General features: G+C 63.0%; 21 protein-coding genes and 1 pseudogene. 18 read left to right on the forward strand and 4 right to left on the reverse strand.

The genetic code is table 11. The features are described 5' to 3' along the window. Window positions 1-234, forward strand: a pseudogene (locus tag OKC27_RS13860) (IS4 family transposase); the annotation flags it as partial. A 173-nt stretch (window positions 235-407) separates the two neighbouring features. On the opposite strand, the gene OKC27_RS13865 reads toward OKC27_RS13860, so the two are convergent. Continuing rightward, window positions 408-1,415, reverse strand: a complete 1,008-nt coding sequence (locus OKC27_RS13865; RefSeq protein WP_182938490.1) for a substrate-binding domain-containing protein — start codon at window positions 1,413-1,415, stop codon at window positions 408-410. 202 nt (window positions 1,416-1,617) lie between these two features. Here OKC27_RS13865 and galE point away from each other — a divergent pair, with 202 nt between their 5' ends. The 5 genes from galE (at window position 1,618) to bacA (ending at window position 6,878) form a co-directional block, all read left to right on the forward strand. After that, window positions 1,618-2,631 carry a UDP-glucose 4-epimerase GalE gene (gene galE / locus OKC27_RS13870; protein ID WP_182938491.1) on the forward strand — a complete coding sequence of 338 codons (1,014 nt, stop codon included), beginning with the start codon at window positions 1,618-1,620 and terminating at the stop codon, window positions 2,629-2,631. Between the two features lie 60 nt (window positions 2,632-2,691). Further along, complete coding sequence (locus OKC27_RS13875; RefSeq protein ID WP_182939809.1) at window positions 2,692-3,750, forward strand: UDP-glucose--hexose-1-phosphate uridylyltransferase; 1,059 nt, start codon at window positions 2,692-2,694, stop codon at window positions 3,748-3,750. Continuing rightward, window positions 3,747-4,895, forward strand: coding sequence for a galactokinase (gene galK / locus OKC27_RS13880; RefSeq protein WP_182938492.1), 1,149 nt, complete (start codon window positions 3,747-3,749; stop codon window positions 4,893-4,895). Before OKC27_RS13875 ends, galK begins: the two co-directional genes overlap by 4 nt. 64 nt (window positions 4,896-4,959) lie before the next feature. Beyond that, complete coding sequence (galM, locus tag OKC27_RS13885) at window positions 4,960-5,949, forward strand: galactose-1-epimerase (protein ID WP_182938493.1); 990 nt, start codon at window positions 4,960-4,962, stop codon at window positions 5,947-5,949. A gap of 113 nt (window positions 5,950-6,062) precedes the next feature. Further along, window positions 6,063-6,878, forward strand: coding sequence for an undecaprenyl-diphosphate phosphatase (gene bacA, locus OKC27_RS13890; RefSeq protein ID WP_182938494.1), 816 nt, complete (start codon window positions 6,063-6,065; stop codon window positions 6,876-6,878). 77 nt (window positions 6,879-6,955) lie between these two features. On the opposite strand, the gene OKC27_RS13895 is transcribed toward bacA, so the two are convergent. The 3 genes from OKC27_RS13895 to OKC27_RS13905 form a co-directional block, all read right to left on the reverse strand. Then, window positions 6,956-7,651: a ChrR family anti-sigma-E factor gene (locus OKC27_RS13895; protein WP_182938495.1), complete on the reverse strand. Its 696-nt coding sequence runs from the start codon at window positions 7,649-7,651 to the stop codon at window positions 6,956-6,958. Next, window positions 7,644-8,213, reverse strand: a complete 570-nt coding sequence (locus tag OKC27_RS13900; protein ID WP_005355542.1) for a sigma-70 family RNA polymerase sigma factor — start codon at window positions 8,211-8,213, stop codon at window positions 7,644-7,646. The genes OKC27_RS13895 and OKC27_RS13900 overlap by 8 nt, the downstream gene beginning before the upstream one ends. Before the next feature lie 141 nt (window positions 8,214-8,354). Beyond that, a complete protein-coding gene (locus OKC27_RS13905) occupies window positions 8,355-8,921 on the reverse strand; it encodes an LON peptidase substrate-binding domain-containing protein (protein ID WP_182938496.1) in 567 nt (188 codons plus the stop codon). A 311-nt stretch (window positions 8,922-9,232) separates the two neighbouring features. Here OKC27_RS13905 and argS point away from each other — a divergent pair, with 311 nt between their 5' ends. The 12 genes from argS (at window position 9,233) to nirC (ending at window position 23,816) form a co-directional block, all read left to right on the forward strand. Further along, entirely contained in the window at window positions 9,233-10,978 is a 1,746-nt protein-coding gene (gene argS, locus OKC27_RS13910) for an arginine--tRNA ligase (RefSeq protein WP_270806408.1), read from the forward strand. A 3-nt stretch (window positions 10,979-10,981) separates the two neighbouring features. Further along, the gene (locus OKC27_RS13915; protein ID WP_182938498.1) at window positions 10,982-11,827 is read left to right on the forward strand and encodes an SPOR domain-containing protein; all 846 of its coding nucleotides are present in this window, start codon (window positions 10,982-10,984) and stop codon (window positions 11,825-11,827) included. A gap of 188 nt (window positions 11,828-12,015) precedes the next feature. After that, complete coding sequence (gene hslV, locus OKC27_RS13920) at window positions 12,016-12,549, forward strand: ATP-dependent protease subunit HslV (RefSeq protein WP_005340772.1); 534 nt, start codon at window positions 12,016-12,018, stop codon at window positions 12,547-12,549. Between the two features lie 68 nt (window positions 12,550-12,617). Further along, window positions 12,618-13,946, forward strand: a complete 1,329-nt coding sequence (gene hslU, locus OKC27_RS13925; protein WP_042059467.1) for an HslU--HslV peptidase ATPase subunit — start codon at window positions 12,618-12,620, stop codon at window positions 13,944-13,946. Window positions 13,947-14,205: 259 nt separating this feature from the next. Beyond that, window positions 14,206-14,847, forward strand: a complete 642-nt coding sequence (locus tag OKC27_RS13930; RefSeq protein WP_270806409.1) for a TetR/AcrR family transcriptional regulator — start codon at window positions 14,206-14,208, stop codon at window positions 14,845-14,847. After that, window positions 14,844-15,812 carry a secretion protein HlyD gene (gene hlyD, locus OKC27_RS13935; RefSeq protein WP_182938500.1) on the forward strand — a complete coding sequence of 323 codons (969 nt, stop codon included), beginning with the start codon at window positions 14,844-14,846 and terminating at the stop codon, window positions 15,810-15,812. The genes OKC27_RS13930 and hlyD overlap by 4 nt, the downstream gene beginning before the upstream one ends. Beyond that, complete coding sequence (locus OKC27_RS13940; protein WP_182938501.1) at window positions 15,809-17,578, forward strand: ATP-binding cassette domain-containing protein; 1,770 nt, start codon at window positions 15,809-15,811, stop codon at window positions 17,576-17,578. The genes hlyD and OKC27_RS13940 overlap by 4 nt, the downstream gene beginning before the upstream one ends. Beyond that, window positions 17,575-18,684 (forward strand): ABC transporter permease, encoded by a 1,110-nt coding sequence (locus tag OKC27_RS13945; protein WP_043821453.1) that lies wholly within the window; start codon window positions 17,575-17,577, stop codon window positions 18,682-18,684. The genes OKC27_RS13940 and OKC27_RS13945 overlap by 4 nt, the downstream gene beginning before the upstream one ends. A 3-nt stretch (window positions 18,685-18,687) precedes the next feature. Beyond that, window positions 18,688-19,776, forward strand: coding sequence for an ABC transporter permease (locus OKC27_RS13950; RefSeq protein ID WP_005355575.1), 1,089 nt, complete (start codon window positions 18,688-18,690; stop codon window positions 19,774-19,776). Between the two features lie 306 nt (window positions 19,777-20,082). Beyond that, window positions 20,083-22,629 (forward strand): nitrite reductase large subunit NirB, encoded by a 2,547-nt coding sequence (gene nirB, locus OKC27_RS13955; RefSeq protein WP_182938502.1) that lies wholly within the window; start codon window positions 20,083-20,085, stop codon window positions 22,627-22,629. Beyond that, on the forward strand, window positions 22,629-22,946 hold the full coding sequence (gene nirD, locus OKC27_RS13960; protein ID WP_042012373.1) for a nitrite reductase small subunit NirD: 318 nt from the start codon (window positions 22,629-22,631) through the stop codon (window positions 22,944-22,946). The genes nirB and nirD overlap by 1 nt, the downstream gene beginning before the upstream one ends. A 57-nt stretch (window positions 22,947-23,003) precedes the next feature. Then, on the forward strand, window positions 23,004-23,816 hold the full coding sequence (gene nirC / locus OKC27_RS13965; protein WP_182938503.1) for a nitrite transporter NirC: 813 nt from the start codon (window positions 23,004-23,006) through the stop codon (window positions 23,814-23,816). The last annotated feature ends 8 nt before the right edge of the window (window positions 23,817-23,824 follow it).

Raw genomic sequence — 23,824 nt, forward strand, 5'->3', positions numbered from 1 at the left:
CGGGTCGCGCAGAGTGTGATGACAGGGAAGCTATCGATGTTGAAAGCGTCAAAGAACAGTACGACATGGTGGTTGCCGCTATTGGAAGCAGTGGCTCATAGAGCGCTGACAGAAATAAGGGAACGACTGGAATGGGCAGCTGATTATTTGGCCAAGAACGCTTGCCGAACCAAGCAGAGAAAATCGATACAGAACAGGACCTTGGAAGGAGTTTTAAAGGGACTCAACGCTTAAGGTCCTGTATATGATTCAGTCTAGAGAAGTATGACGCAGGGAACGGCGATCTCGCTCACACAGATGTAAACGATTACACTGAATTTGTTAAGTAAAGCGGAGTAAAAATGATTAAAAATAGGTAAAACAATAATTGTGCAAGAAACGGCCCCGAACAGGGCCGCAAAAGGGGGCTATCCGGCCCGAACCGGTGCCACCGAGTGGCGATTGATCAGGGTGGGGGTATAGATCCGGCTTTGGGTCGCTTCACTCTCCCCCGCCGCCAGCTGAATAGCCAGCTTGGCCGCCTGGGCCGCCATCAGCTCGATGGGATAGCGCATGGTGGAGAGCTTGGGCCTCAGGTATCTGGCATAGATGATGTCATCGAAGCCCACCACCGAGACCTCCTCCGGCACTCGCAGGCCGTTGTCCGCCAGCACGGAGATGGCGCCAGCCGCCATGGCATCGTTATAGGCAACCACGGCGGTCACCTTGAGCCCCTTGGCCAGCAGGTTGAGCATGGCGCGCTCGCCCCCCTCCTCGTTCGGTGTGCCGCTCTCGATAAGCTCGGGATCGGCTGCCAGCCCAGCCTCCATCAGCCCATCCTGATAACCCTGCAGGCGCAAGGTGGCATCCTCGATGGCGTGATCCGAGCTGATAAAGGCGATATGGCGGTGGCCCAGCTCGATCAGATGACGGGTCGCCGTGGCGGCCCCCTGCCGGTTGTTGAGAGCGATGCAGCGCCCCTTGAGGGCCGGAATATCGCGGTTGATCAGCACCATACCGGGCACCCGCATGGCGTAATCGCACAATTCCTCGTCGCTCAGCGCCTTGCTGTGCACCACCAGCGCCTCGCAACGCTTGCCGAGCAGCAGCTCGATCGCTTCACGCTCCTGACGCGCTTTGTGAAAACCGTTACCCATCAGCAGGTGGAGGTTCTGCTCGACGGCGATGCCGGAGACCCCCTTCACCAGTGCACCGAAGAAGGGATCCGCCACGTCACCTACCACGACGCCCATGGTGTCACAGGTCTGGCTGACCAGAGCCCGCGCGTTGGCGTTGGGGGTGTAGCCCAGTTCGGCCATGGCCTTCTGCACCACTTCGCGAGACGCGGCGCTGGCCTTGGGGGAGTTGTTCATCACCCGTGAAACCGTTGCCACCGACACATTGGCCAAACGGGCGACATCCTTGATGGTGCTCATGCTGTTTTCACTTCTTTCACTGTGCAATAGAGCGCCATTATACCCAGCAAACCCATTGAAAACAGGGGTGAAATAAATATCTGCCATCGGGATAATCACAAAAACAGTGTAATCGTTTACACTGTTTTGCAAGCAAGCTCACAGTTTGGTCGCCACACCCTCGGCTAGACTCCTTCCAGACACTTTTTCAGTGGAGAGCAAGATGAACGTTCTGGTCACCGGCGGCTGCGGATATATCGGCAGCCACACCTGTCTGGCCCTGCAAGCGGCAGGCATGAATCCCGTGGTGGTCGACAACCTCGGCAACAGCAAACGCAGCGTGCTGACGCGAGTCGCCGCTATCAGCGGCCAGCAACCCGTGTTCTATCAAGGGGATATTCGCGATGCGACCCTGCTGGACCGGATCTTTGCCGAACAGCAGATCGATGCGGTGATCCACTTTGCCGCCCTCAAAGCGGTCGGTGAATCGACCCGCATTCCACTGGATTATTACGAGAACAACCTCGGTGGCACCCTCACCCTGCTGCAGGCGATGAAGCGGGCTGGCGTGCACAATCTGGTGTTCAGCTCATCAGCTACCGTCTACGGCGATCCCGCCAGCCTGCCGATCCGCGAGGATTTCCCCCGCAGCGCCACCAACCCCTACGGGCGATCCAAGCTGATCATCGAGGAAATCCTCGAGGATCTGCAGCTCGCCGAACCGCACTGGAGCATGACCCTGCTGCGCTATTTCAATCCGGTCGGCGCCCATGAATCGGGCACCATGGGTGAAGACCCGCAAGGGATCCCCAACAATCTGATGCCCTATATCACCCAGGTGGCCATCGGCCGTCGCGACTGCCTCTCGGTCTTTGGAAACGATTACTCCACCCCGGACGGCACCGGCGTACGCGACTACATCCACGTGATGGATCTCGCCGAGGGGCACGTCAAGGCGTTGCAACACTGCGCTGGCAAGGGTGGCGTGCACACCTACAACCTCGGCACCGGTCAGGGCCAGAGCGTGTTGCAACTGGTCGCCGCTTTCTCTGCGGCCTGTGGCAAGCCGCTGCCATTTCGCATCGAACCGCGTCGCCCGGGCGACATCGCCGCCTGCTGGGCCGATCCGGCCAAGGCCGAGCGCGAGCTGGGCTGGCAGGCGACCCGCGACATCGACGCCATGTGCGCCGACAGCTGGCGCTGGCAATCCGCCAATCCGAACGGTTACGAGGAGTAGGCCTGCCTGCTCCCCTTAAATAAACGACTTTAATTTTCCATATCTTATTCAGGAGAGATGATGTTCAACCCCGTCGATCATCCCCATCGCCGCTTCAACCCGCTGACTGGCCAGTATGTGCTGGTCTCCCCCCATCGGGCCAAGCGCCCCTGGCAGGGGCAGGTGGAGAAGGTAAGCCAGGCCCCCAAACAGGCCCACGATCCCGACTGCTTCCTCTGCGCCGGAAATACCCGGGTCACCGGTGACATCAACCCCGACTACCAGGGCACCTTCGTTTTTACCAACGACTTCGCAGCCCTGATGCAGGACACCCCGGCCGCCGATAACGCAGGCGACCCCCTGCTGAAGCTGGAGGCCGCCCGCGGCACCAGCCGGGTCATCTGCTTCTCGCCGGATCACGGCAAGACCCTGCCCGAGCTGCCACTGCCCGCCATCGAAGGGGTGATCACCACCTGGATGGATCAGGTCGCCGAGCTGTCGGCCCAGTGGGAGTGGGTGCAGGTCTTTGAAAACAAAGGGGCCGTCATGGGCTGCTCCAACCCGCACCCCCACGGCCAGATCTGGGGCAGCGACTTCCTGCCCAACGAGATCGCCCGCGAAGAGCAGCACCAGCACGGCTGGCTGGCCGAGCATGGCCGCCCCATGCTGCTGGAGTATGTGGAGCGGGAGCTGGCGGATCGCTCGCGCATCGTGGTAGAGACCGAGCACTGGCTCGCTGTGGTCCCCTTCTGGGCCGCCTGGCCGTTCGAAACCCTGCTGCTGCCCAAGGCGCACGTCCCCTCCATGCTCAATCTGACCCAGGCTCAGCAACAGGATCTGGCGGTGGCGCTCAAGGAGCTCACCAGCCGTTACGACAACCTGTTCGAGTGCAGCTTCCCCTACTCCATGGGCTGGCACTTTGCACCGCCCAAATCGGACTGCCCCGAGGCGTGGCAGTTGCATGCCCACTTCTATCCGCCCCTGCTGCGCTCCGCCACCGTGCGTAAATTCATGGTCGGCTTCGAGATGCTGGCAGAGACCCAGCGTGACCTTACCCCCGAGCAAGCCGCCGAACGGCTGCGCGCCCTGAGCCCCATTCACTACACCCAGACCAGCCACACCAATGAGGAGGCCCTATGACCCCCAGCCAACGCGTCAGCACCGTTTTTGCCGAGCAATTTGCCAAAGCGCCCGATCTGCTGGTGCGCGCCCCCGGTCGCGTCAACCTCATCGGTGAACATACCGACTACAACGACGGCTTCGTGCTGCCCTGCGCCATCGACTACGAGACCTGCGTCGCCATCGGCCTGCGCGATGACCAGCTGGTGCAGGTGATCGCTGCCGACTATGACAACCAGCGCGACCAGTTCGATCTCGGCCAGCCCATCGAACACCACGCCGACCAGCGCTGGAGCGACTACATCCGCGGTGTAGTGAAATATCTGCAAGAGCGTGGTCATGCCCTGCGCGGCCTCGATCTGGTGGTCTCTGGCAACGTGCCGCAGGGAGCGGGGCTCTCATCTTCCGCCTCGCTGGAAGTGGCCATCGGTCAGGCCTTCAAGGAGGCGCTGGGGCTCGACATCAGCCAGGCGGAGATCGCCCTCAACGGCCAGCAGGCGGAGAACAAGTTCGTCGGCTGTAACTGCGGCATCATGGACCAAATGATCTCTGCCAGCGGCAAGAGCGACCACGCCCTGCTGCTCGACTGCCGCTCGCTGGAGACCCGCCTCATCCCCATGCCGGCGGATCTGGCGGTGCTGATCGTCAACTCCAACGTGCGCCGCGGTCTGGTGGACAGCGAATACAACACCCGCCGTCAGCAGTGCGAAGCGGCCGCCCGTCACTACGGGGTCAAGGCGCTGCGCGATCTCGATCTGGCGGCTCTGGAAGCGGGCAAGGCCGGATTGGATGAGGTCTGCTACCGCCGTGCTCGCCACGTGGTGGGCGACAATACCCGCACCCTGGCGGCAGCCGATGCACTGGCCCAAGGGGATCTGGTACGCCTCGGCGAGCTGATGGCGGATTCACACGCAACCATGCGCGATGACTTCGAGATCACAGTGCCCGCCATCGACGGTCTGGTGGAGATCATCAAGGCCCGGATCGGCACCGATGGCGGCGTACGGATGACCGGTGGCGGCTTCGGCGGCTGCGTGGTCGCCCTGCTGCGCCCGGAAAAAGTTGCCGAGGTGATCGCCGCCGTCGAGGCAGAGTATCCGGCCCTCTCCGGCCGCAAGGCCGACTGCTACGTCTGCCGCGCCAGCGCGGGGGCGGGAAAACTATGAGCCCATTTATGATGCAGGCCGACGGCTACGTCTGCCGGATCGGCAACACAGGTGCAGGCAAGTTATGAGCAGCGCCATGACCCCATTCGAGCTGGAAAACGAGGAGGGGCTGCGCCTGCGCGGCCTCGACTTTGGCGCCACCCTCACCTCCCTCACCTTGCCGGTGGCGGGCAAACGGCGCGAAGTGCTGCTGGGCTGCGCCGATGAGGCTTATCTCAATCAGCAGGTGTGGCTGGGTGCGGTGGCTGGCCGCTTTGCCAACCGCATTGGCGGCGCCGAGCTGGTACGCGATGGCGAGCGCTGGCCGCTGGATGCCAATCAGACACCCAACTGCCTGCATGGCGGGCAGGCAGGCTTTCATCGCCAGCGCTGGCAAATCAAGGAGCTGGAGGCAGATCGGGTCAAGCTGGCGTTGCTCTCCCGGGCGGGGGATCAGGGCTTTCCCGGCAATCTGCGGGTGACGCTGGAGTACCGGCTGGAGCAGAGCGATCTGGTGGTCGATTTTGTCGCCAGCACAGATGCAGCGACGCCGGTCAGCCTCACCAGCCACGCCTACTTCAATCTCGATGAGAACCCGGACGGCGGCGATGTGCGTGACCACCTCATCAGCATCCATGCCGATCACTTCCTGCCGACCGACCCGAGTGGCCTGCCACTCGCGGTCACTCCGGTGGAGGGGTCTTTCGATCTGCGTCACGAGCGCCTTATCGGCCAGGAGTGGTTGAGCCATCCCCAGCAGCAACAGGCCAAGGGGTACGATCACGCCTTTGTACTCAACGGACCGGCTGCCGAGTGTGCGGCGCGGGTGGTCTCGGGGGATCGCCAGCTGGCGATGGAGGTCTATACCAACCAGCCTTCGCTGCAGTTCTACACCGGCAACTGGCTGGGCAACACCCCAAATCGCCAGGGGCTGGCGCATCAGGATCACGACGGCTTCTGTCTTGAAGCGCAACAGCTGCCGGACAGCCCCAATCGCCCCGAGCTGGGCAACCCCTGGCTGCTGCCGGGCGAGCGTTATCACCACCAGACCCGCTACCGTTTTATCCGCGACTGACTTAAAGGTTTCATGATTTTTACATAGCCTCAGCAGTCACATTCGAGCAAGATAAGCCGCCCCGAGCGATCTGTCGGGGCTTTTTTGCATCAACGTAGCAAGGATTCTGTTCGATGACTGACACTTATAGCCTGCTGGTCGCCTTTATTCTGGGCGTCGTCGAGGGGCTGACCGAGTTCCTCCCCGTCTCCTCCACCGGCCACATGATCATCGTCGGCCATCTGCTGGGCTTTGAAGGGCCCAAGGCCGCCACCTTCGAAGTGGTGATCCAGCTGGGCTCCATCCTCGCCGTGGTCGCCGTGTTCTGGCGCCGCCTGTTTGGCCTGATTGGCATCCACTTTGGCCAGAAGCCCTCTCAGGATCATGCCACCCTGTCGCTGATCCACGTCATCCTCGGCATGATGCCCGCCATCGTGGTCGGTCTGGCCATCCACAGCTGGATCAAGGCCCATCTTTTCGGGCCAGAGACAGTAATGTATGCGTTGATCGCGGGGGGCATCCTGCTGATCATCGCCGAGAAGTTCCGCCCGGCCGTCAGCGCCGAAACGCTGGATGACATCAGCTACAAGCAAGCGTTCGGTATCGGTCTGTTCCAGTGTCTGGCACTGTGGCCCGGCTTCTCCCGCTCCGGCGCCACCATCAGTGGTGGCATGTTGATGGGGATCAGCCGTCACGCGGCGGCCGAGTTCTCCTTCATCATGGCGGTGCCCATGATGATGGCGGCAAGCACGCTGGATCTCTACAAGAGCCGCGACTTCCTCTCCATGGCCGACTTCCCGATGTTTGCGGTGGGCTTTATCACCGCCTTCGTGGTGGCCATGTTTGCCATCAAGACCTTCCTGGCGCTGATCCGTCGCCTCGACTTCATCCCGTTCGCCATCTACCGCTTTATCGTGGCGTTCGCCGTCTATCTGGTGTTTGTCGCCTGACCGCCAGCAAGCAATGAAATGACAAAAGGGACCAATCTGGTCCCTTTTTCTATGGCGAATCTATGGAGAGGTTGAGCTCAGTAGAGGTGCTGGCTAATGCCGTTCAACAGCCGTGACAAGCCCCTGGTGAACTGCACCGGCGCATCCTGCACCGTGTAGCAGAGGCAGCCGTCCGGCGTGTGCGGACTGTGGGAGTGGCTGGCATCGCGCCAGATAAAATCTCCCGCCTTGTAAAGGGTATCGCCATCCTCGATAGTGCCCGCCAGCAGCAGGGTCAGCTCATAGCCCTGATGGGTGTGCTCGGGGATGCGGCCACCGGCCTCGATATGGAGCAGGCTGGCGCGCGCCCCCATCTCGTCCAGCGGCAAACTCTGCTGACGAATGGCCCCGATATGGCGCCACTTGGGCGAACGGTAGCGGGCCAGCACCCGTGGCAAGCGGTAGGCGTGACCGGCCACTTCCAGCTCGCCGGGCTGGGCTCGGGGCCGGTCATGTGTTGGCTCGGAGAGGGGCTCCACCAGCGGCTGCGCCAGAATATCCGCCAGCATGGCGTCAAATCCGGCATCCAGCGCCACTTCATCGCTGGGAGCCAGCTCGGGCTCTGCTGGCGAGGCAAGATATTGCTGCGCCAACTCCTCTTCGAATGTTTTCAGTCGGGCAGCGCAATCGGGGCAGAGTTCACAGTGGGCGGAGAGCCCCACCGCCAGCGGCAGAGGCAGCTCGTCGGCGGCGAAGGCGCGCAGCATAGGGTCGGTCGGATGGGCTTTAATCATGGCCTTGCTCCACTTGCTCTTTCAGTTTCTGTAACGCCAGCCGGAGGCGGGACTTGATGGTACCGAGCGGCACGCCGAGTCGCTCCGCCAGCTCCTGCTGGGAGAACTCCTGCAGATAGATGCCGCGCACCACCTGCTGTTGCGGCTCCGGCAGGGTGCCCAGATAGTGGGCCATCTGACGGGTCAGCACCGCATCTTCCCCCCCGCTCAGATGCTCCTCTTCGGCCTGAAACTCCAGCACCGGCCACAGCTCCTCGGCACAGAGATCCTCCTTGCTGGCGCGACGACGGCGCAGCATGTCGAAGCACTGGTTGCGCATCACGGTATAGATCCAGGTGGTCGGCGCCCCCTTCTCGGGGTGGTAGAGACGCGCCTTCTGCCACACCAGCAGCATGGTCTCCTGCACCAGCTCCATGGCGTTGGCCTCGCTGCCGAGGTGGCGCAGGCCATAGCTGCGAATGCGCGGCGCAAAATGTTGGAACAGGCGGGCAAACGCAGCCTTGTCGGCCTGCTCTGCCACCCTGATCAGCAGAGATTTGAGGTCGCCATCCGGGTTATCCATCACGGGCGAGGTCCTGCGTATGGTCGAGTGTGGTTGGCCAGTATATGCCATTGCGCCATCCCTTTGGTGTGCTGTCGAACATGCTGTGGTAATGACTTGTACGGCGCTGCGGCAGTGACGGATCAGCGGGTCAGGAAAAAATCAGTGGCTGGCTACCAGCACCCCCTTGAGCAGGGCGATGGCAGGCTGATTGTCGGCGGCGGCCAGCAGCAGTTGTTTCTGTTCGGGGGGGATCGGCAGCACCTCCAGCCAGCGCTGGGCCACCCAGTTGCCATCGTCCCAGCGGGGCGCGGGATAGAGGGCGGCATAGTCGGGATAGTCGGCAAACACCTCCCGCAGCGCCTCGACCAGCGGCAACTGATCGGGATGGAGCCGCCGGGGCGGCCAGGCCGTCAGCGGCGTCACCTCGCCGATGCGCAGGCCATCCTGCTCCTGCCACAGATCTTCTATCTGCACCCGCTCCATCCCCTGCACCGTGATCCCCAGCATGCCATCCGGCAGCCGGTCGAAATCGATGATGGTGACCCGGGTGGCGATGGGCAGCATGTTGCGCAGGGCATCGGGCTGGCGAGGGTCCACCATGCAGAGGGCAAAGCCGGCCTCCCCCGCCTCGGCGATCATCCGCTGGTATCTCGGTTCGAAGATCCGCAGCGGCATGATGCCGCCAGGCAGCAGGTGGGCAGATAGGGGAAACAGCGCCAGTCGCATCGCAAACTCCTCGGTTGGGAACCTCTGTTGATACGCCGGGCCAGAGGGAGGAGATCATTCCCGTCATCGGGAAAGGAAAAACCCTTAACAATCAGGGGAAAATAGCCTGGACAAGCCGCTTCGATATGCAGTAGAAATGGATAAGCACCATAATTTCCGCCCAATATTCTGGAATATGGCGCCAAACGCAGTGAAATATCCGCCCGACAGCGAGCGGCGGGTCATCCCTATAGTTTTCTCGGGCCGATGCGGGTAAAATTCACGCCCTTATATATCAGTCATTTTTCGACGCGCAACCTTGGTGGTCAGTTATGAAAGAGCATATTCATCATCTACTTGAACAAACGGTAGCCAATCTCAAGTCAGCAGGCGTCCTGCCGGCGGACCTGGAAGCCCGCGTGCAAGTAGACCGATGCAAGGAAAAAGCTCACGGCGACCTGGCTACCAACCTGGCCATGCTGCTGGCCAAACCGGCCCGCAAGAATCCCCGTGAGCTGGCAGCGGCCATCATCGAGCACCTGCCCGCCTCCGACCTGATCGCCAAGGTCGAGATCGCCGGTCCCGGCTTCATCAACTTCTTCTTCGACCAGCGCTGGCTGGCCGGTCAGGTCGAGGCCATGGTGACCTCTGCCAACGCCAACGTGAAGTTGCCGACCCCGCAGACCGTGGTGGTGGACTACTCCGCCCCCAACGTGGCCAAAGAGATGGCGGTGCACCATATCCGCTCCACCGTACTCGGTGACGTGGCTGCGCGTGCGCTGGAGTTCCTCGGCCACAAAGTGATCCGTGCCAACCACATTGGCGACTGGGGCACCCAGTTCGGCATGCTGATCGCCTATCTGGAGAAGATGTCCAACGAGCACGCCAGCGACATGGCGCTCAAGGATCTGGAAGCCTTCTACACCCAGGCCAAGCGTTGCTACGACGAAGACGAAGCCTTCGCCGAGCGTGCCCGTAATTACGTGGTCAAGCTGCAGGGCGGCGATGAGTACTGCCGTACCATGTGGAAGAAGCTGGTCGACATGACCATGGAACAGAACCAGATCAACTACGACCGCCTGAATGTCTCCCTGACCAACAAGGACATCATGGGCGAGTCCATGTACAACGACATGCTGCCGGAGATCGTTGCCGACCTGAAAGCCAAGGGGCTGGCGGTCGAGAGCGAAGGCGCTACCGTTGTCTTCCTGGAGGAGTTCAAAAACAAGGATGGCGAGGCCATGGGCGTCATCATCCAGAAGAGCGATGGCGGTTTCCTCTACACCACCACCGACATCGCCTGTGCCAAATACCGTTATGAAACCCTGGGCGCCGACCGTGTCATGTACTTCATCGACTCCCGTCAGCACCAGCACCTGATGCAGGCCTGGACCATCACCCGCAAGGCGGGCTATGTGCCGGAATCCGTACCGCTCGAGCACCACGCCTTCGGCATGATGCTGGGCAAGGATGGTCGTCCCTACAAGACCCGCTCCGGTGGCACCGTCAAGCTGGTTGATCTGCTGAACGAAGCCGAAGAGCGCGCCGCTGCTCTGCTGGAGAGCCGCAACAGCGACCTCTCCGCCGAAGAGAAGGCCAACGTGGTCAACGCCATCGCCATGGGCGCGGTGAAGTATGCGGATCTTTCCAAGAACCGTACCACCGACTACATCTTCGACTGGGACATGATGCTGTCGTTTGAAGGCAACACTGCCCCTTACCTGCAGTATGCCTACACCCGTATCCAGTCCATCTTCCGCAAGGCCAACATCGATGCCGAGACGCTGACCGGCAACGTGACCCTGAACGAGGAAGCCGAAGAGGTGCTGGCCCAGAAGCTGATCCAGTTCTCCGACGCGGTCAACGGCGTGACAGACAAAGGCATGCCGCACCTGCTCTGTACCTACCTGTACGAGTTGTCCGGCAACTTCATGACCTTCTATGAAGCCTGCCCGATCAACAAGGATGGCGTGGACGAAGCAACCCGTCAGAGCCGTCTGCTGCTGTGCGCCGCCACCGCCAAGGTGCTGAAACTGGGCCTCGGCGTACTGGGCATCCATACCCTGGAGCGCATGTAATAGATGGCAACCCGGGATTATGTCGGCAGCCGCCCGCGACGTCGGGCGGGTGGCCGCAATACCAAGAAAGCGGCCCCTCGCCGCTTTCCTGTTATTCCAGTGCTGCTGGTCGTGGCACTGCTGGCAGGCTTTGGTGGCTTCCTTTACATGATCAATGGCAAGGGTAACGACGCCCCCACCATTGAGGAGCAGGTAAAGGCCAACAAGCCAAAAGCGCAGAATAACGGGCTGCCTCAGGAGAAGTGGAGCTATATCGAGCGGCTTGAAAACAAGCAGGTCGATATCATAGAGCCGCCGACCCAGCCGGGTGTGCTGCCGCCGCCACCGGCAGAGACCATGACCCTGCAGCCGGAAAAACTGCCGCAGCCGGTGCCGACCGACATTCCCCAACCGGGAACGCCCATCGGCCAGCCCAAGCCCTATCAGCCCAATCCGGCGACCACCCCTTCCACCTCCGGTGCACCGGTTGCCAGCGCGCAAGAGCAGGAGATCGACCGCAAGGCCGAACGGGAACGGATGGAGCGGGAGATCCGCGCCGAGCTGGAACGGGAGCGTGCCGAGGCGGCCAAGACCAAAGCGGCCACCCCGCCAGCCCAGACCGCAGCCACCGACAGTGGTCGCTACATGATGCAGTGCGCCGCCCTGCGCTCGCAGGATTCTGCAGAGTCGCTCAAGGCACGCATCGCCTTCACCGCAGGTCTCTCTTCCAGCCTGCAGGTGATCAATGGCGCCAACGGCACCGTCTACAAGGTGATGGTCGGCCCCTTCAACGGCAAGGCGGCCGCCGACGCGGCCAACAGCAAGCTGCAGAGCTCCGGCATCAGCGGCTGCATTCCCAAGAAAGGGTAATCCGCTTACCGATGACGCAGGGCCGGGTGGCAACACCCGGCCCTGTTCTTTTGGTGCCACGCGCACCCACGCTGTTTGCTCCCCCCGTTTATCCCGACCAAAGGCAGGGTTGAAAAGCCCGTTTGCCATCCCCATCTTTCTTGCCATGCACAGTCAGGCCGTCATTCGGCTCAAGCGAGGTAAGTAAAGTGACTACCATAGTTTCAGTTCGCCGCAACGGTCAGGTCGTCATCGGTGGCGATGGCCAGGTCTCTCTTGGCAACACCGTCATGAAGGGCAACGCCCGCAAGGTTCATCGCCTCTATAACGGCAAGGTGCTGGCCGGTTTCGCTGGCGGTACCGCCGACGCCTTCACCCTGCTCGAGCGTTTCGAAGCAAAACTGCAGGCCCATCAGGGTAATCTGGAGCGCGCCGCCGTGGCGCTGGCCAAAGATTGGCGCACCGATCGCGCCCTGCGCCGCCTCGAAGCACTGCTGGCCGTGGCCGACGAACACAAATCTTTCATCATCACCGGCAACGGTGACGTGGTGCAGCCGGAGCACGATCTCATCGCCATCGGCAGCGGCGGCAACTTTGCCCAGTCCGCCGCCATCGCGCTGCTGGAAAACACCGAGCTGGATGCCAGGACCATTGTCGAGAAGTCCCTCAAGATTGCGGGCGACATCTGCGTCTTCACCAACGGCAACCACACCATCGAAGTGCTGGACTACAGCGCCAAGTAAGGGCGCCCGTCAGCCAACTCATTCTCCAAGGGGTGGGCCCTGCCCGCCCCGGATACAGGAACTCCATCATGTCCGAGATGACCCCGAGAGAAATCGTCCACGAGCTGGACAGACACATCATTGGTCAGGCCGATGCCAAGCGCGCCGTTGCCGTTGCCCTGCGCAACCGCTGGCGCCGGATGCAACTCGATGAAGAGATGCGTCATGAAGTGACCCCGAAGAACATCCTGATGATCGGCCCGACCGGTGTCGGCAAGACCGAGATCGCCCGTCGTCTGGCCAAGCTGGCCAACGCCCCCTTCATCAAGGTGGAAGCGACCAAGTTCACCGAAGTGGGCTATGTCGGCAAGGAAGTGGACAGCATCATCCGCGATCTGACCGATGCCGCCATCAAGCTGGTGCGCGAAACCGAGATGGAGAAGATGAAATACCGCGCCGAGGAGGCCGCCGAAGAGCGCATCCTCGACGCCCTGCTGCCCAACCCGCGCAACACCTGGGGGGAGGAAGAGAAAGCCGACAACTCCAACACCCGCCAGATCTTCCGCAAGAAACTGCGGGAAGGTCAGCTGGATGACAAGGAGATCGAGCTGGAGCTCTCCGCCTCCCCGATGGGCGTCGAAATCATGACCCCGCCGGGCATGGAAGAGATGGCCAACCAGCTGCAGGGGCTGTTCCAGAACCTGGGCCAGAACCAGAAGAAGAAGCGCAAGATCAAGGTCAAAGAGGCCATGAAGGCGCTGATCGAAGAGGAAGCGGCCCGTCTGGTCAATCCGGAAGAGCTGAAGCAGAAAGCGATCGCCGCAGTCGAGAACAACGGCATCGTCTTCCTCGACGAGATCGACAAGATCTGCAAGCGTGGCGAGAGCTCCGGCCCGGATGTTTCCCGTGAAGGGGTACAGCGCGACCTGCTGCCGCTGGTTGAAGGTTGCACCGTCAACACCAAGCACGGCATGGTCAAGACCGACCATATACTGTTTGTCGCCTCCGGCGCCTTCCAGATCGCCAAGCCGTCAGATCTCATCCCCGAGCTGCAGGGCCGTCTGCCGATCCGGGTCGAGCTGACCGCGCTGACCACAGATGACTTCGAGCGCATTCTGACCGAACCGAACGCCTCCCTGACCGATCAGTACAAGGCGCTGATGGCCACCGAAGGGGTCAATATCGAGTTCACCAAGGATGGCATCCGCCGTCTGGCCGAAGCGGCCTGGCAGGTCAACGAGCGTACCGAGAACATCGGTGCCCGTCGTCTGCACACCGTGATGGAGCGCCTGATGGAAGATATCTCCTACGATGCCTCCGAGAAGTCCGGCGAGACCTTTGTCATCGACACCGACTACGTCAATGCCCACCTCGGCAAGCTGATTGAAGACGAAGATCTGAGCCGCTTTATTCTGTAAGCGCGCCCCTCCCGATAAAACGCCTCCCTTCGCGGAGGCGTTTTTTATTTCTCCACCGCCTCCGTCATCTGCCCGAATTCTGGCCCTTATCTGCGGCAACCCGTTCAATCCCAGCGCATTTCCAAACCTCCCCTTGCCAACGCCCGTCGTTTTTCATTCCTGCTGAAATCTGCTCAAAAAAAGATCTTTCTACTTTTGCGCAATTGATTTATACATACGTATAAATCAGATCGACATCTGCGCAACAGGAACCAGAAAGATGAATCCGACCCGGCAAAAACTGCTCGATACCGGCCTCGCCATCGCCACCGAGAAGGGGCTGCGCGGCCTGACGGTGCGCGAGCTGGCGGCGGCGGCCGAGGTGAACCTCGGCTCCTTCGTCTACCACTTCGGCAACCGCGACGCCTTTATCGACGAGCTGGTCGAGCTCTGGTACGCCCCCCTCTATGACGAGCTCAAGGCGGTGGCAGCCAAAGGCTCCTACCCCTCTGCCATCGCCACCTTCGAGGCCACCATGGAGGCGCTGATCGGGCTGGTGGCGCGCCAGCGCGGCTTCATCAACCACCTGTTTGGCGATGCACAGGCGGGCGAAGGGGCGGCTCAGCGCTTCCTGCTCAGCCTGCCGCGCCGCCACCCTCTGCTGCTGATCGAGCAGGTACGGATGGCACAGGCGGAAGGGTCGCTGGTCGCCGGTCACCCGCTCCAGCTGATGATCTTCATCATGGGCTCGGTCGGCCTGCCGCTGGTGATCGCCGGCAGCGGTCGTCAGCTCGGCTGGCTGCCTGAACAGGCCGCCCCCTTTATCAGCCAGATAGACAACCCCGAGGCCGCCAGACAGCGGCTGGTATGGGCCCTGCGCGGCCTGCGCCCCACCGGCATGAAAGAAGGAGAAGCGGTATGAAGCAACGCATTGCAATCGTGGCCCTGCTGCTAACTGTTATCGGTGGCTACCTCTGGTGGCAGGGGCGCCCGGCCGACGGCTCCGTCCTCTACGGCAACGTCGATATTCGCGACGTCAATCTGGCCTTTCGGGTCGGCGGCCGCGTCGATCAGGTGCTGGTCGATGAGGGGGATAGCATAAAAGCCGGTCAACTGCTGGCCCGCCTCGATCCGGTTCCCCTCACCCACAGCCGCGACAGCGCCCGCGCCAATCTGGCCGCGCTCACTGCCGCCAACGCCTTGATCCACAAAGGCTATCGCAGCGAAGAGACCGACCGCGCCCGGGCCGCACTGGCCGCCGCCGAAGCCGCTGCGCTGGAGGCCGACCAGCAGTGGCGCCGTCAGAGCGCACTGGCAGCCACCGGCGCCATCTCCCGCGGTCAGCTCGATACCGCCCGCTCCCAGCGGGATCAAACCCAGGCGCAGGTACGCTCCGCCCGCGAGCAGCTCGCCCAGCTCGAAACCGGCTACCGCCCGGAAGAGATAGCCCAGTCCGATGCCCAGCTGGAAGGGGCCAAAGCGGCGCTCGCCAGTGCCGAACTGGCGCTGGCAGACGCCCGCCTGACCGCCCCCAGCGACGGCATCATCATCAGCCGCGCCATCGAGAACGGCAGCATGGTGCAGAGCGGAGCAACCGCCTTCAACCTCTCCCTGACCGCGCCGGTCTGGGTGCGCGCCTATGTGGAGGAGCCCTGGCTCGGCCACTTCCCGAGCGGCGCCAAGGTGACCCTCACCACCGACTCGCGGCCTGATCAGCCCTATCACGGGGTGGTGGGCTTTGTCTCGCCGACCGCCGAGTTCACCCCGAAATCGGTGGAGACGCCGGACCTGCGCACTCACCTCGTCTACCGGCTGCGCATCGTGGTGCAGGACCCCGACCCGGCCCTGCGCCAAGGGATGCCGGTCACCGTCAGGCTGGCGCCATGAACAGCGCCATCTCCCTTGAGGGGCTCACCAAACGCTTTGGCGAGCGGGTCGCCCTCAACGCCATCTCGGCCACCATTCCGACTGGCGGCATCACCGGGCTGGTGGGCCCCGACGGCGCGGGCAAGAGCACCCTGCTGCGCCTGCTGGCCGGTCTGCTGATCCCCGAAGCGGGCACCATCCGGGTGCTGGGGCTGGATCCGGTGAGCGAGGGGGATCTGCTGCGCCAGCGCCTTGGCTACATGCCCCAGCAGTTCGGCCTCTACGAGGATCTCAGCGTGCTGGAGAACCTCACCCTCTACGCTGACTTGCGCGGCGTACTGGATCCCGAACGCACGCCCACCTTCGCGCGGCTGCTCGCCTTCACCGATCTCGCCCGCTTCACCGCACGACCGGCGGGCAAGCTCTCTGGCGGGATGAAACAGAAACTCGGACTGGCCTGCGCCCTGCTCGGCACCCCGGATGTGCTGCTGCTGGACGAACCGGGGGTCGGGGTCGATCCCATCTCTCGCCGCGCCCTCTGGCAGATGGTGCGGGAGCTGGCCAAGGGGGGGATGACTGTGCTCTGGAGTACCGCCTATCTCGACGAGGCGGAGCTGTGCGACCACGTGCTGCTGATGGCAGATGGCGAGGTGCGCACCAGCGGCACACCAGCCGACCTGATGGGGGCCATGGCCAGCCGCTGCTGGCTGCTGGAGGCGGGGCAACTGGATGGCCGCGAGCGGCGTGCCCTGCTGCGCCGGGCACTGGCCCACCCGGCGGTGATGGATGGCGCGGTGGCGGGGGAGCGGGTTCGTCTGCTGCTGCACCCGGGCATGACACCACCGCCGCTCCCGGAGCTGCATCTCGCCAACGGCGCCTTTCAACCGGCCCAACCCCGGCTGGAGGATGCCTTTATCGACCTGCTCGGCGGCGGCCCCGGCGGGGAATCGAGTCTGGCGACCGGGATGCGGGAAGCCGAACTGCCGCAAGGGGTCTCCCCCGAGGCGGTGATCGAGGCGCGCCACCTCACCAAGCGTTTCGGTGATTTTGCCGCCACCGATGATGTCAGCTTTGCGGTGCGCCGCGGCGAGATCTTCGGCCTGCTCGGCCCCAACGGGGCGGGCAAGTCCACCACCTTCAAGATGGAGTGCGGCCTGCTGCGCCCGAGCGAGGGGCAGGCGCTGGTGACCGGCATCGATCTGGCCCACAGCCCCTCGGCGGCACGCCAGCGGCTGGGCTACATGGCGCAGAAGTTCTCCCTCTACAAGCAACTTACCGTGGCCCAGAACCTCTCCTTCTTCGCCGGTATCTACGGCCTGTTCGGCCGCCACCAGCAGACACGGATCGACGCCATGGTGACCGCCTTTGCCCTCGCCCCCTGGCTCGATCAGAAGGCAGAGTCCCTGCCGCTCGGCCTGCGCCAGCGCTTATCGCTGGCCTGCGCCCTGCTGCACGAACCGCCGCTGCTGTTTCTCGACGAGCCCACCTCCGGGGTCGACCCTGTCACCCGGCGCGAGTTCTGGTCGCACATCAACGCGCTGGCCGACCACGGCGTCACCGTGCTGGTCACTACCCACTTTATGGATGAGGCTGAGTATTGCGACCGCATCGCCCTCATCTATCGCGGCAAGCTGCTGGCGCTCGGCACCCCGGACGATCTCAAGGAGCTGGCCGCCAAAGAGGCGGCGACCTCTTTGCCAACCGGCTCCTTGCCAACCTCTTCATTACCAACAATGGAAGAGGCCTTTATCACCCTGGTCGAGCGGGCCAGCGAGGAGGACGCATGAGCATCAACCGTCGGCGACTGCTGGCCCTCTGTCGCAAGGAGACGCTGCAAATCGTCCGTGACCCGAGCAGCATTCTCATTGCCTTCATCATGCCGGTGGTGCTGCTGGTGGTGATGGGTTACGCCATCAATCTGGATGTGGACCACCTGCGCCTCGGCATCTGGCGTACCGACAGCGGCGCCCCGGCGGTGCGGCTGGAGCAGGCCCTGCGCGGCTCTACCGCGCTGGAGATCCACAGCGGCCCGAGCAAGGAGTCCCTGCTCGCCAGTCTGGCCCGTGGCGAGATCCGCGGCCTGCTGGTGATCGATGACGGCTTCTCCCGCGCCATGGCCGGTCAGGGCAATGGCACGCCGCAGGCGCTGCTGCTGACCGATGGCTCCGAGCCCAACACCGCCAACTTTGTCACCAACTATGTGCAGGGGATTTGGCAGGGGTGGCTCGCTGGCGAGGGGGTCGCCATGCCGGTGTCGATAGAGAGCCGCGCCTGGTTCAATCCGGCGCTGGTGAGCCGCAACTTTCTGGTGCCGGGCTCCATTGCGGTGGTGATGACCATCATAGGGGCCCTGCTCACCTCGCTGGTGGTGGCGCGGGAGTGGGAGCGCGGCACCATGGAGGCGCTGCTCGCCACCCCGGTCACCAAGGGGGAGCTGCTGCTCTCCAAGCTGCTGCCCTACTACGGCCTTGGCATCATCGCCATGCTGCTCTGCCTGCTCTTCTCTGTGGCGGTGATGGGCGTGCCGTGGCGCGGCTCCCTGCTGCTGCTCTTTCTGGTCACCAGCGTCTTTCTCGGCAGCGCCCTCGGGCTCGGGCTGTTCCTCTCCACCGTGATGCGCAGCCAGTTCAACGCCGCACAGGCAGCGCTGATCGCCGCCTTTCTGCCCGCGGTGATGCTGTCGGGCTTCGTGTTCGAGATCGCCAGCATGCCGCCGCTGCTGCGGGCCATCACTCACCTCATTCCGGCCCGCTACTTCGCCAGCTCCCTGCAGACCCTCTATCAGGCGGGCAGCGTCTTCTCGATCCTGCTGGTCAACGGTTTCTGTCTGCTGCTGCTGGCGGGTTTCTGGCTGGCCCTGACCGCCCGCAAGACGCGGCGCACTCTGGAGTAACCCATGCTGATCCGACTCTGGTGGCTGATCCGAAAAGAGCTGCAGGCCCTGATGGGCAATACTCAGGGGCGCTTTCTGCTCATCATGCCGGTGCTGCTGCAAACCGCCCTCTTCCCGTTCGCCGCCACTCTGGAGGTGACCGGCAACACGCTGGCCATCTACAACCAGGATGGCGGTGCCCAGAGCCGCGAGCTGCTGGAGCGCCTCACCCATATGCCCGCCTTTACCACCATCATCCCGGTGCAGGGCGAGGCGGGCATGACCGAGGCCATCACCGGGCAGCAGGCACTGCTCGGGCTGATTATTCCGGGGGATTTCTCGCGCCGGCTGGCGCGGGGCGAACCGGCTAAGGTGCAGCTGATTATCGACGGCCGCCGCTCCAACGGCGGTCAGGTGGCGGCTGGCTACATCAGTCAGGTGATCGCCCGCTGGCAAAGTGAGGGCAAGGGGCAACCCGAGCTGGCGGTACGCAACCTCTACAACCCCAACGTCGAGTTCCACTGGCATATCCTGCCTGCACTGGTGGCCATCATCACCACCACCGGCTGTCTGATTGTCACCGCCCTCTCGGTCGCGCGGGAGCGGGAAGAAGGCACCTTCGATCAACTGCTGGTCTCCCCCCTCACCGCAGGCTGGATCATGGCGGGCAAGGCGGTGCCCGGCATCATGGTGGCGGTGGGACAAGGGTGCATAGTCGCGCTGGCCGCCCGTTTTGTCTTTCACCTCCCCTTTGCCGGCAGCCTCAGCCTGCTGATGGCGGGCATGGTCTGCTACGGGCTGGCACTGGCCGGGATCGGGCTCTTCATCTCGTCGTTCTGCTCGACCCAGCAGCAGGCCTTTCTCGGAGTCTTCTCCTTCACAGTACCGGCGGTGATCCTCTCGGGCTACATCTCGCCGGTGGAGAACATGCCGCAGGTGTTCCAGTGGCTGGCAGCCATCGACCCCCTCACCCACTTTATCGTGCTGCTCAAGGGGGTATTCCTCAAGGGGTTTGACTGGTCGGCCGCCTGGCCCCTGCTCTGGCCGCTACTCGCCATCGCCGGGGTCACCCTGTCACTGGCGCTCGCCATGTTCCGCCGCCATATCGCCTGACGCGCCACCTTGCTCAGCTGATGCCCATTGATGCCGGTCTAGCCCAGTGCGAGGCCGGTTTTTTTCCGACAGAAGTTTTCACTCCCCGGCTTTTGCTAAAGCGGGCTTGCTCTCAGACACCCCTCACTCTACACCCGCGCAGAAATCATCAACTGGTATACCTATTTTTGTATATCTTTGAATTTTATCGAATTACCCCTGACGAGATATATAAATAGACACTTGATTTGCATCAATCGCCTGCCCCGACTGACTGGGTAGCCTAGCCCCAGAATGATGTTTTATTACTCCAAACTTGAGGCAACTATGAGCAAAGTCAGACTGGTCGTTGTGGGCAACGGCATGGTGGGGCACCGCTTCATCGAAGAGCTGATCGAGCGGGCCGACCCGGGCCGCTACGAGATCACCGTCTTCGGTGCAGAACCCCGCCCCGCCTACGATCGCGTCCATCTCTCCTCCTACTTCTCCCATCACACCAGCGAAGATCTCTCCCTCGTCAAACCCGGCTTCTACGACAAGCACGGCATCCGCCTGCTGCTCGGCGAAGCGGTGAAAACAATCGACAGGGCCAACCGCGAAGTGCACTCCAACAAGGGCACTGTGGTCGGGTACGACAAGCTGGTGCTGGCCACCGGTTCCTACCCCTGGGTGCCCTCCATTGCGGGCAGCCAGCACCACGAGTGCTTCGTCTATCGCACCATCGAGGATCTGAAAGCCATCCGCAGCGCCGCCAAGAGCGGCAAGAGCGGGGTGGTGATCGGGGGCGGTCTGCTTGGCCTCGAAGCGGCCGGTGCCCTCAAGGCACTGGGCCTCGAGACCCATGTGGTGGAGTTTGCGCCGGTGCTGATGGCCGAGCAGCTCGATGGTCAGGGCGGCCAGCTGCTGCGCCGCAAGATTGAATCCATGGGCGTGCAGGTACACACCAGCAAGAGCACCAGCGAGATCCTGATGCATGGCGGTGAGCAGGCGAAACACCGCCTCGCCTTTGCCGATGGCAGCCAGCTGGAAGTAGACGTAGTGGTCTTCTCCACCGGTATTCGCCCGCAAGATACCCTGGGCCGTTACGGTGATCTGGCCATCGCCGAGCGCGGCGGCATCGTCATCGACGATCACTGCCTCACCTCAGACCCCGACATCTATGCCATCGGCGAGTGCGCCGCCTGGCAGGGCCGCTTCTTCGGGCTGGTGGCACCGGGCTACAAGATGGCCCAGATCACCGTCGACCATCTGCTCGGCGGCGACAGCCGTTTCGAGGGGGCAGACATGAGCGCCAAGCTCAAGCTGCTCGGCGTCTCCGTCGGCTCCATCGGTGATGCCCACGGCCGCACCCCGGGCAGCCACAGCTATGTGTTTCAGGACGATCAGGCTGGCGTCTACAAGAAGATCGTGGTGAGCGAGGACAACAGCCGATTGCTCGGCGCCGTGCTGGTGGGTGACGTGGAAGATTACGGCAACCTGCTGCAGATGATGCTCAACGCCCTGCCGCTGCCGAGCCACCCGGACACCCTGATCCTGCCCGCCTACGCCGGTGCCAAGCCGACGCTGGGGGTGGATGCCCTGCCGGAAAGCGCCCAGATCTGCTCCTGCTTCGACGTCGCCAAGGGTGACATCGCCAAGGCGGTGGCCGAGGGTCACACCACCCTGGCCGCCATCAAGCAGCACACCAAGGCCGGTACCGGCTGCGGCGGCTGCGTGCCGCTCATCAGTCAGGTGCTCAACGCCGAACTGGTGAAGCAGGGCATCGAGGTCAACAACCACCTCTGCGCCCACTTCCCCCACTCCCGTCAGGAGCTGTTCCATCTGGTCAAGGTGGAGGGGATCAAGAGCTTCGACGAGCTGCTGGCCAAGCATGGCCAAGGCTATGGCTGCGAGGTGTGCAAACCGACTGTCGGCTCCATCCTCGCCTCCTGCTGGAACGAGCATGTGCTGAGCCCGCGCAATATCCCGCTGCAGGACACCAACGACATCTTCCTCGGCAACATGCAGAAGGACGGCAGCTACTCCGTCATCCCGCGCATGGCCGGTGGCGAGGTGACGCCGGAAGGGCTGCTGGCGGTGGCCGAAGTGGCCCGCGACTACAAGCTCTACACCAAGATCACCGGCGCCCAGCGCATCGGTCTGTTCGGGGCCCAGAAGGATGATCTGCCCGCCATCTGGCGCAAGCTGCTGGCGGCGGGTTTCGAGACCGGTCAGGCCTACGCCAAGGCGCTGCGCATGGCCAAGACCTGCGTCGGCAGCACCTGGTGCCGCTTCGGCGTGCAGGACAGCGTCGGCCTCGGGGTCTTCCTCGAGAACCGCTACAAGGGCATTCGCACCCCGCACAAGATGAAGTTCGGTGTCTCCGGTTGCACCCGCGAATGTGCGGAAGCCCAGGGCAAGGATGTCGGCATCATCGCCACCGACGCGGGCTGGAACCTCTATGTGGGCGGCAACGGCGGCATGAAGCCGCGCCACGCCGACCTGCTGGCCTCTGACCTCGACCGCGAGACCCTCATCAAGCTGATTGACCGCTTTATGATGTTCTACGTCACCAGCGCCGACAAACTGCAGCGCACCTCGGTCTGGCTCGGCAATCTGGAAGGGGGCGTCGACTACCTGCGCGAGGTGATCGTCGACGACAAGCTGGGACTGGCCGAGACGCTGGAGCGCGATATCCAGACCCTGATCGACAGCTACGAGTGCGAATGGTCGCGCACCCTCAACGAAGAGGAGGCGCTCAAGCGCTTCAGCCACTTCATCAACAGCGACAAGCGCGATCCGGACGTCCAGTTCGTCGCCGAGCGCGACCAGCACCGACCGGCGACCCCGGCCGAGCGCATCCCCGTCTACCAGATTGAGGTGGAAACCAAATGATGAAACTAGCCTGCCAACTCAACGACATCCTGCCGGGAACCGGCGTCTGCGCCCTGCTGGAAGGGCGCCAGATCGCCCTGTTCCGCCCGAGCGCAGCCGCCGAGGTGTTCGCCATCGACAACCGGGATCCCTTCTTCGCCGCCAACGTGCTGTCGCGGGGCCTGATCTGCGAACACGACGGTGAGCTCTGGGTGGCCAGCCCGCTCAAGAAGCAGCGCTTTCGCCTGAGCGATGGCCACTGTTTCGACAACCCTGCGATGTCGGTGCAGAGCTACCCCGTTGACGTGCGCGACCAGCAGGTCTGGGTCGCCGTCTAAAACCAAATTCACTCTCTTTCGGGCTGCCAGAGGGTAGCCCTTTCAAGGACTCACAAGATGTACACGGAAACCATCAACAAGTGCGCCGCCAACGCGGCCCGCATCAACCGCTTCGAGCGGGATGACAAGCTCGGCTTCTGGCTCAGCTCCGCCATGGCAGGGGCCTATGTGGGCCTCGGCATCATCGTGATCTTCACCCTCGGCAATCTGGTGGATGCCAGCGTGCGTCCGCTGGTAATGGGGGCCACCTTCGGCATCGCCCTGACGCTGGTCATCATCGCCGGCTCGGAGCTGTTTACCGGCCACACCATGTTCCTCACCTTCGGAGTGAAAACCGGCAAGATCACCATGACCGACCTGCTGCGCATCCTGCCGCAGACCTGGGCGGGCAACCTGATTGGCTCCATCGTGGTGGCGCTCATCTACTCCTACGGCGGCAGCCTGCTGCCGGACGCGGGCAGTCTGGCCCACAAGGTGGCGCTGGCCAAGACCCAGGCACCGGCGCTGACCCTGTTTATGAAGGGGATCCTCTGCAACTGGCTGGTCTGCCTCGCCATCTGGATGGCGCTGCGCACCGAAGGGGCCGCCAAGTTCATCGCCATCTGGTGGTGCCTGCTGGCCTTTATCGCCTCCGGCTACGAGCACTCCATCGCCAACATGACCCTGTTCGCTCTCTCCTGGTTTGGCGCCCACTCCGAGGCCTACACCCTGGGCGGCATCGGCCACAACCTGCTGTGGGTGACCCTGGGCAACACAGTCTCCGGCGCCCTCTTTATGGGCCTCGGCTACTGGTATGCCACCCCCAAGGCTGAGCGCCCGGTTGCGGTGAGCAACGCCACCACCACCGCCAGCCAGACCCAAACCGCCTGATCAGGAGG

Source organism: Aeromonas sp. QDB62 (assembly GCF_027705695.1).
In the GTDB taxonomy this organism is placed as follows: Bacteria; Pseudomonadota; Gammaproteobacteria; order Enterobacterales; family Aeromonadaceae; genus Aeromonas; species Aeromonas allosaccharophila.

Coding starts and splice junctions, on each gene's coding strand:
- OKC27_RS13865 (WP_182938490.1), bottom strand. CDS start 1,415: ATGAGCACCATCAAGGATGTCGCCCGTTTGGCCAATGTGTCGGTGGCA.
- galE (WP_182938491.1), top strand. CDS start 1,618: ATGAACGTTCTGGTCACCGGCGGCTGCGGATATATCGGCAGCCACACC.
- OKC27_RS13875 (WP_182939809.1), top strand. CDS start 2,692: ATGTTCAACCCCGTCGATCATCCCCATCGCCGCTTCAACCCGCTGACT.
- galK (WP_182938492.1), top strand. CDS start 3,747: ATGACCCCCAGCCAACGCGTCAGCACCGTTTTTGCCGAGCAATTTGCC.
- galM (WP_182938493.1), top strand. CDS start 4,960: ATGAGCAGCGCCATGACCCCATTCGAGCTGGAAAACGAGGAGGGGCTG.
- bacA (WP_182938494.1), top strand. CDS start 6,063: ATGACTGACACTTATAGCCTGCTGGTCGCCTTTATTCTGGGCGTCGTC.
- OKC27_RS13895 (WP_182938495.1), bottom strand. CDS start 7,651: ATGATTAAAGCCCATCCGACCGACCCTATGCTGCGCGCCTTCGCCGCC.
- OKC27_RS13900 (WP_005355542.1), bottom strand. CDS start 8,213: ATGGATAACCCGGATGGCGACCTCAAATCTCTGCTGATCAGGGTGGCA.
- OKC27_RS13905 (WP_182938496.1), bottom strand. CDS start 8,921: ATGCGACTGGCGCTGTTTCCCCTATCTGCCCACCTGCTGCCTGGCGGC.
- argS (WP_270806408.1), top strand. CDS start 9,233: ATGAAAGAGCATATTCATCATCTACTTGAACAAACGGTAGCCAATCTC.
- OKC27_RS13915 (WP_182938498.1), top strand. CDS start 10,982: ATGGCAACCCGGGATTATGTCGGCAGCCGCCCGCGACGTCGGGCGGGT.
- hslU (WP_042059467.1), top strand. CDS start 12,618: ATGTCCGAGATGACCCCGAGAGAAATCGTCCACGAGCTGGACAGACAC.
- OKC27_RS13930 (WP_270806409.1), top strand. CDS start 14,206: ATGAATCCGACCCGGCAAAAACTGCTCGATACCGGCCTCGCCATCGCC.
- hlyD (WP_182938500.1), top strand. CDS start 14,844: ATGAAGCAACGCATTGCAATCGTGGCCCTGCTGCTAACTGTTATCGGT.
- OKC27_RS13940 (WP_182938501.1), top strand. CDS start 15,809: ATGAACAGCGCCATCTCCCTTGAGGGGCTCACCAAACGCTTTGGCGAG.
- OKC27_RS13945 (WP_043821453.1), top strand. CDS start 17,575: ATGAGCATCAACCGTCGGCGACTGCTGGCCCTCTGTCGCAAGGAGACG.
- OKC27_RS13950 (WP_005355575.1), top strand. CDS start 18,688: ATGCTGATCCGACTCTGGTGGCTGATCCGAAAAGAGCTGCAGGCCCTG.
- nirB (WP_182938502.1), top strand. CDS start 20,083: ATGAGCAAAGTCAGACTGGTCGTTGTGGGCAACGGCATGGTGGGGCAC.
- nirD (WP_042012373.1), top strand. CDS start 22,629: ATGAAACTAGCCTGCCAACTCAACGACATCCTGCCGGGAACCGGCGTC.
- nirC (WP_182938503.1), top strand. CDS start 23,004: ATGTACACGGAAACCATCAACAAGTGCGCCGCCAACGCGGCCCGCATC.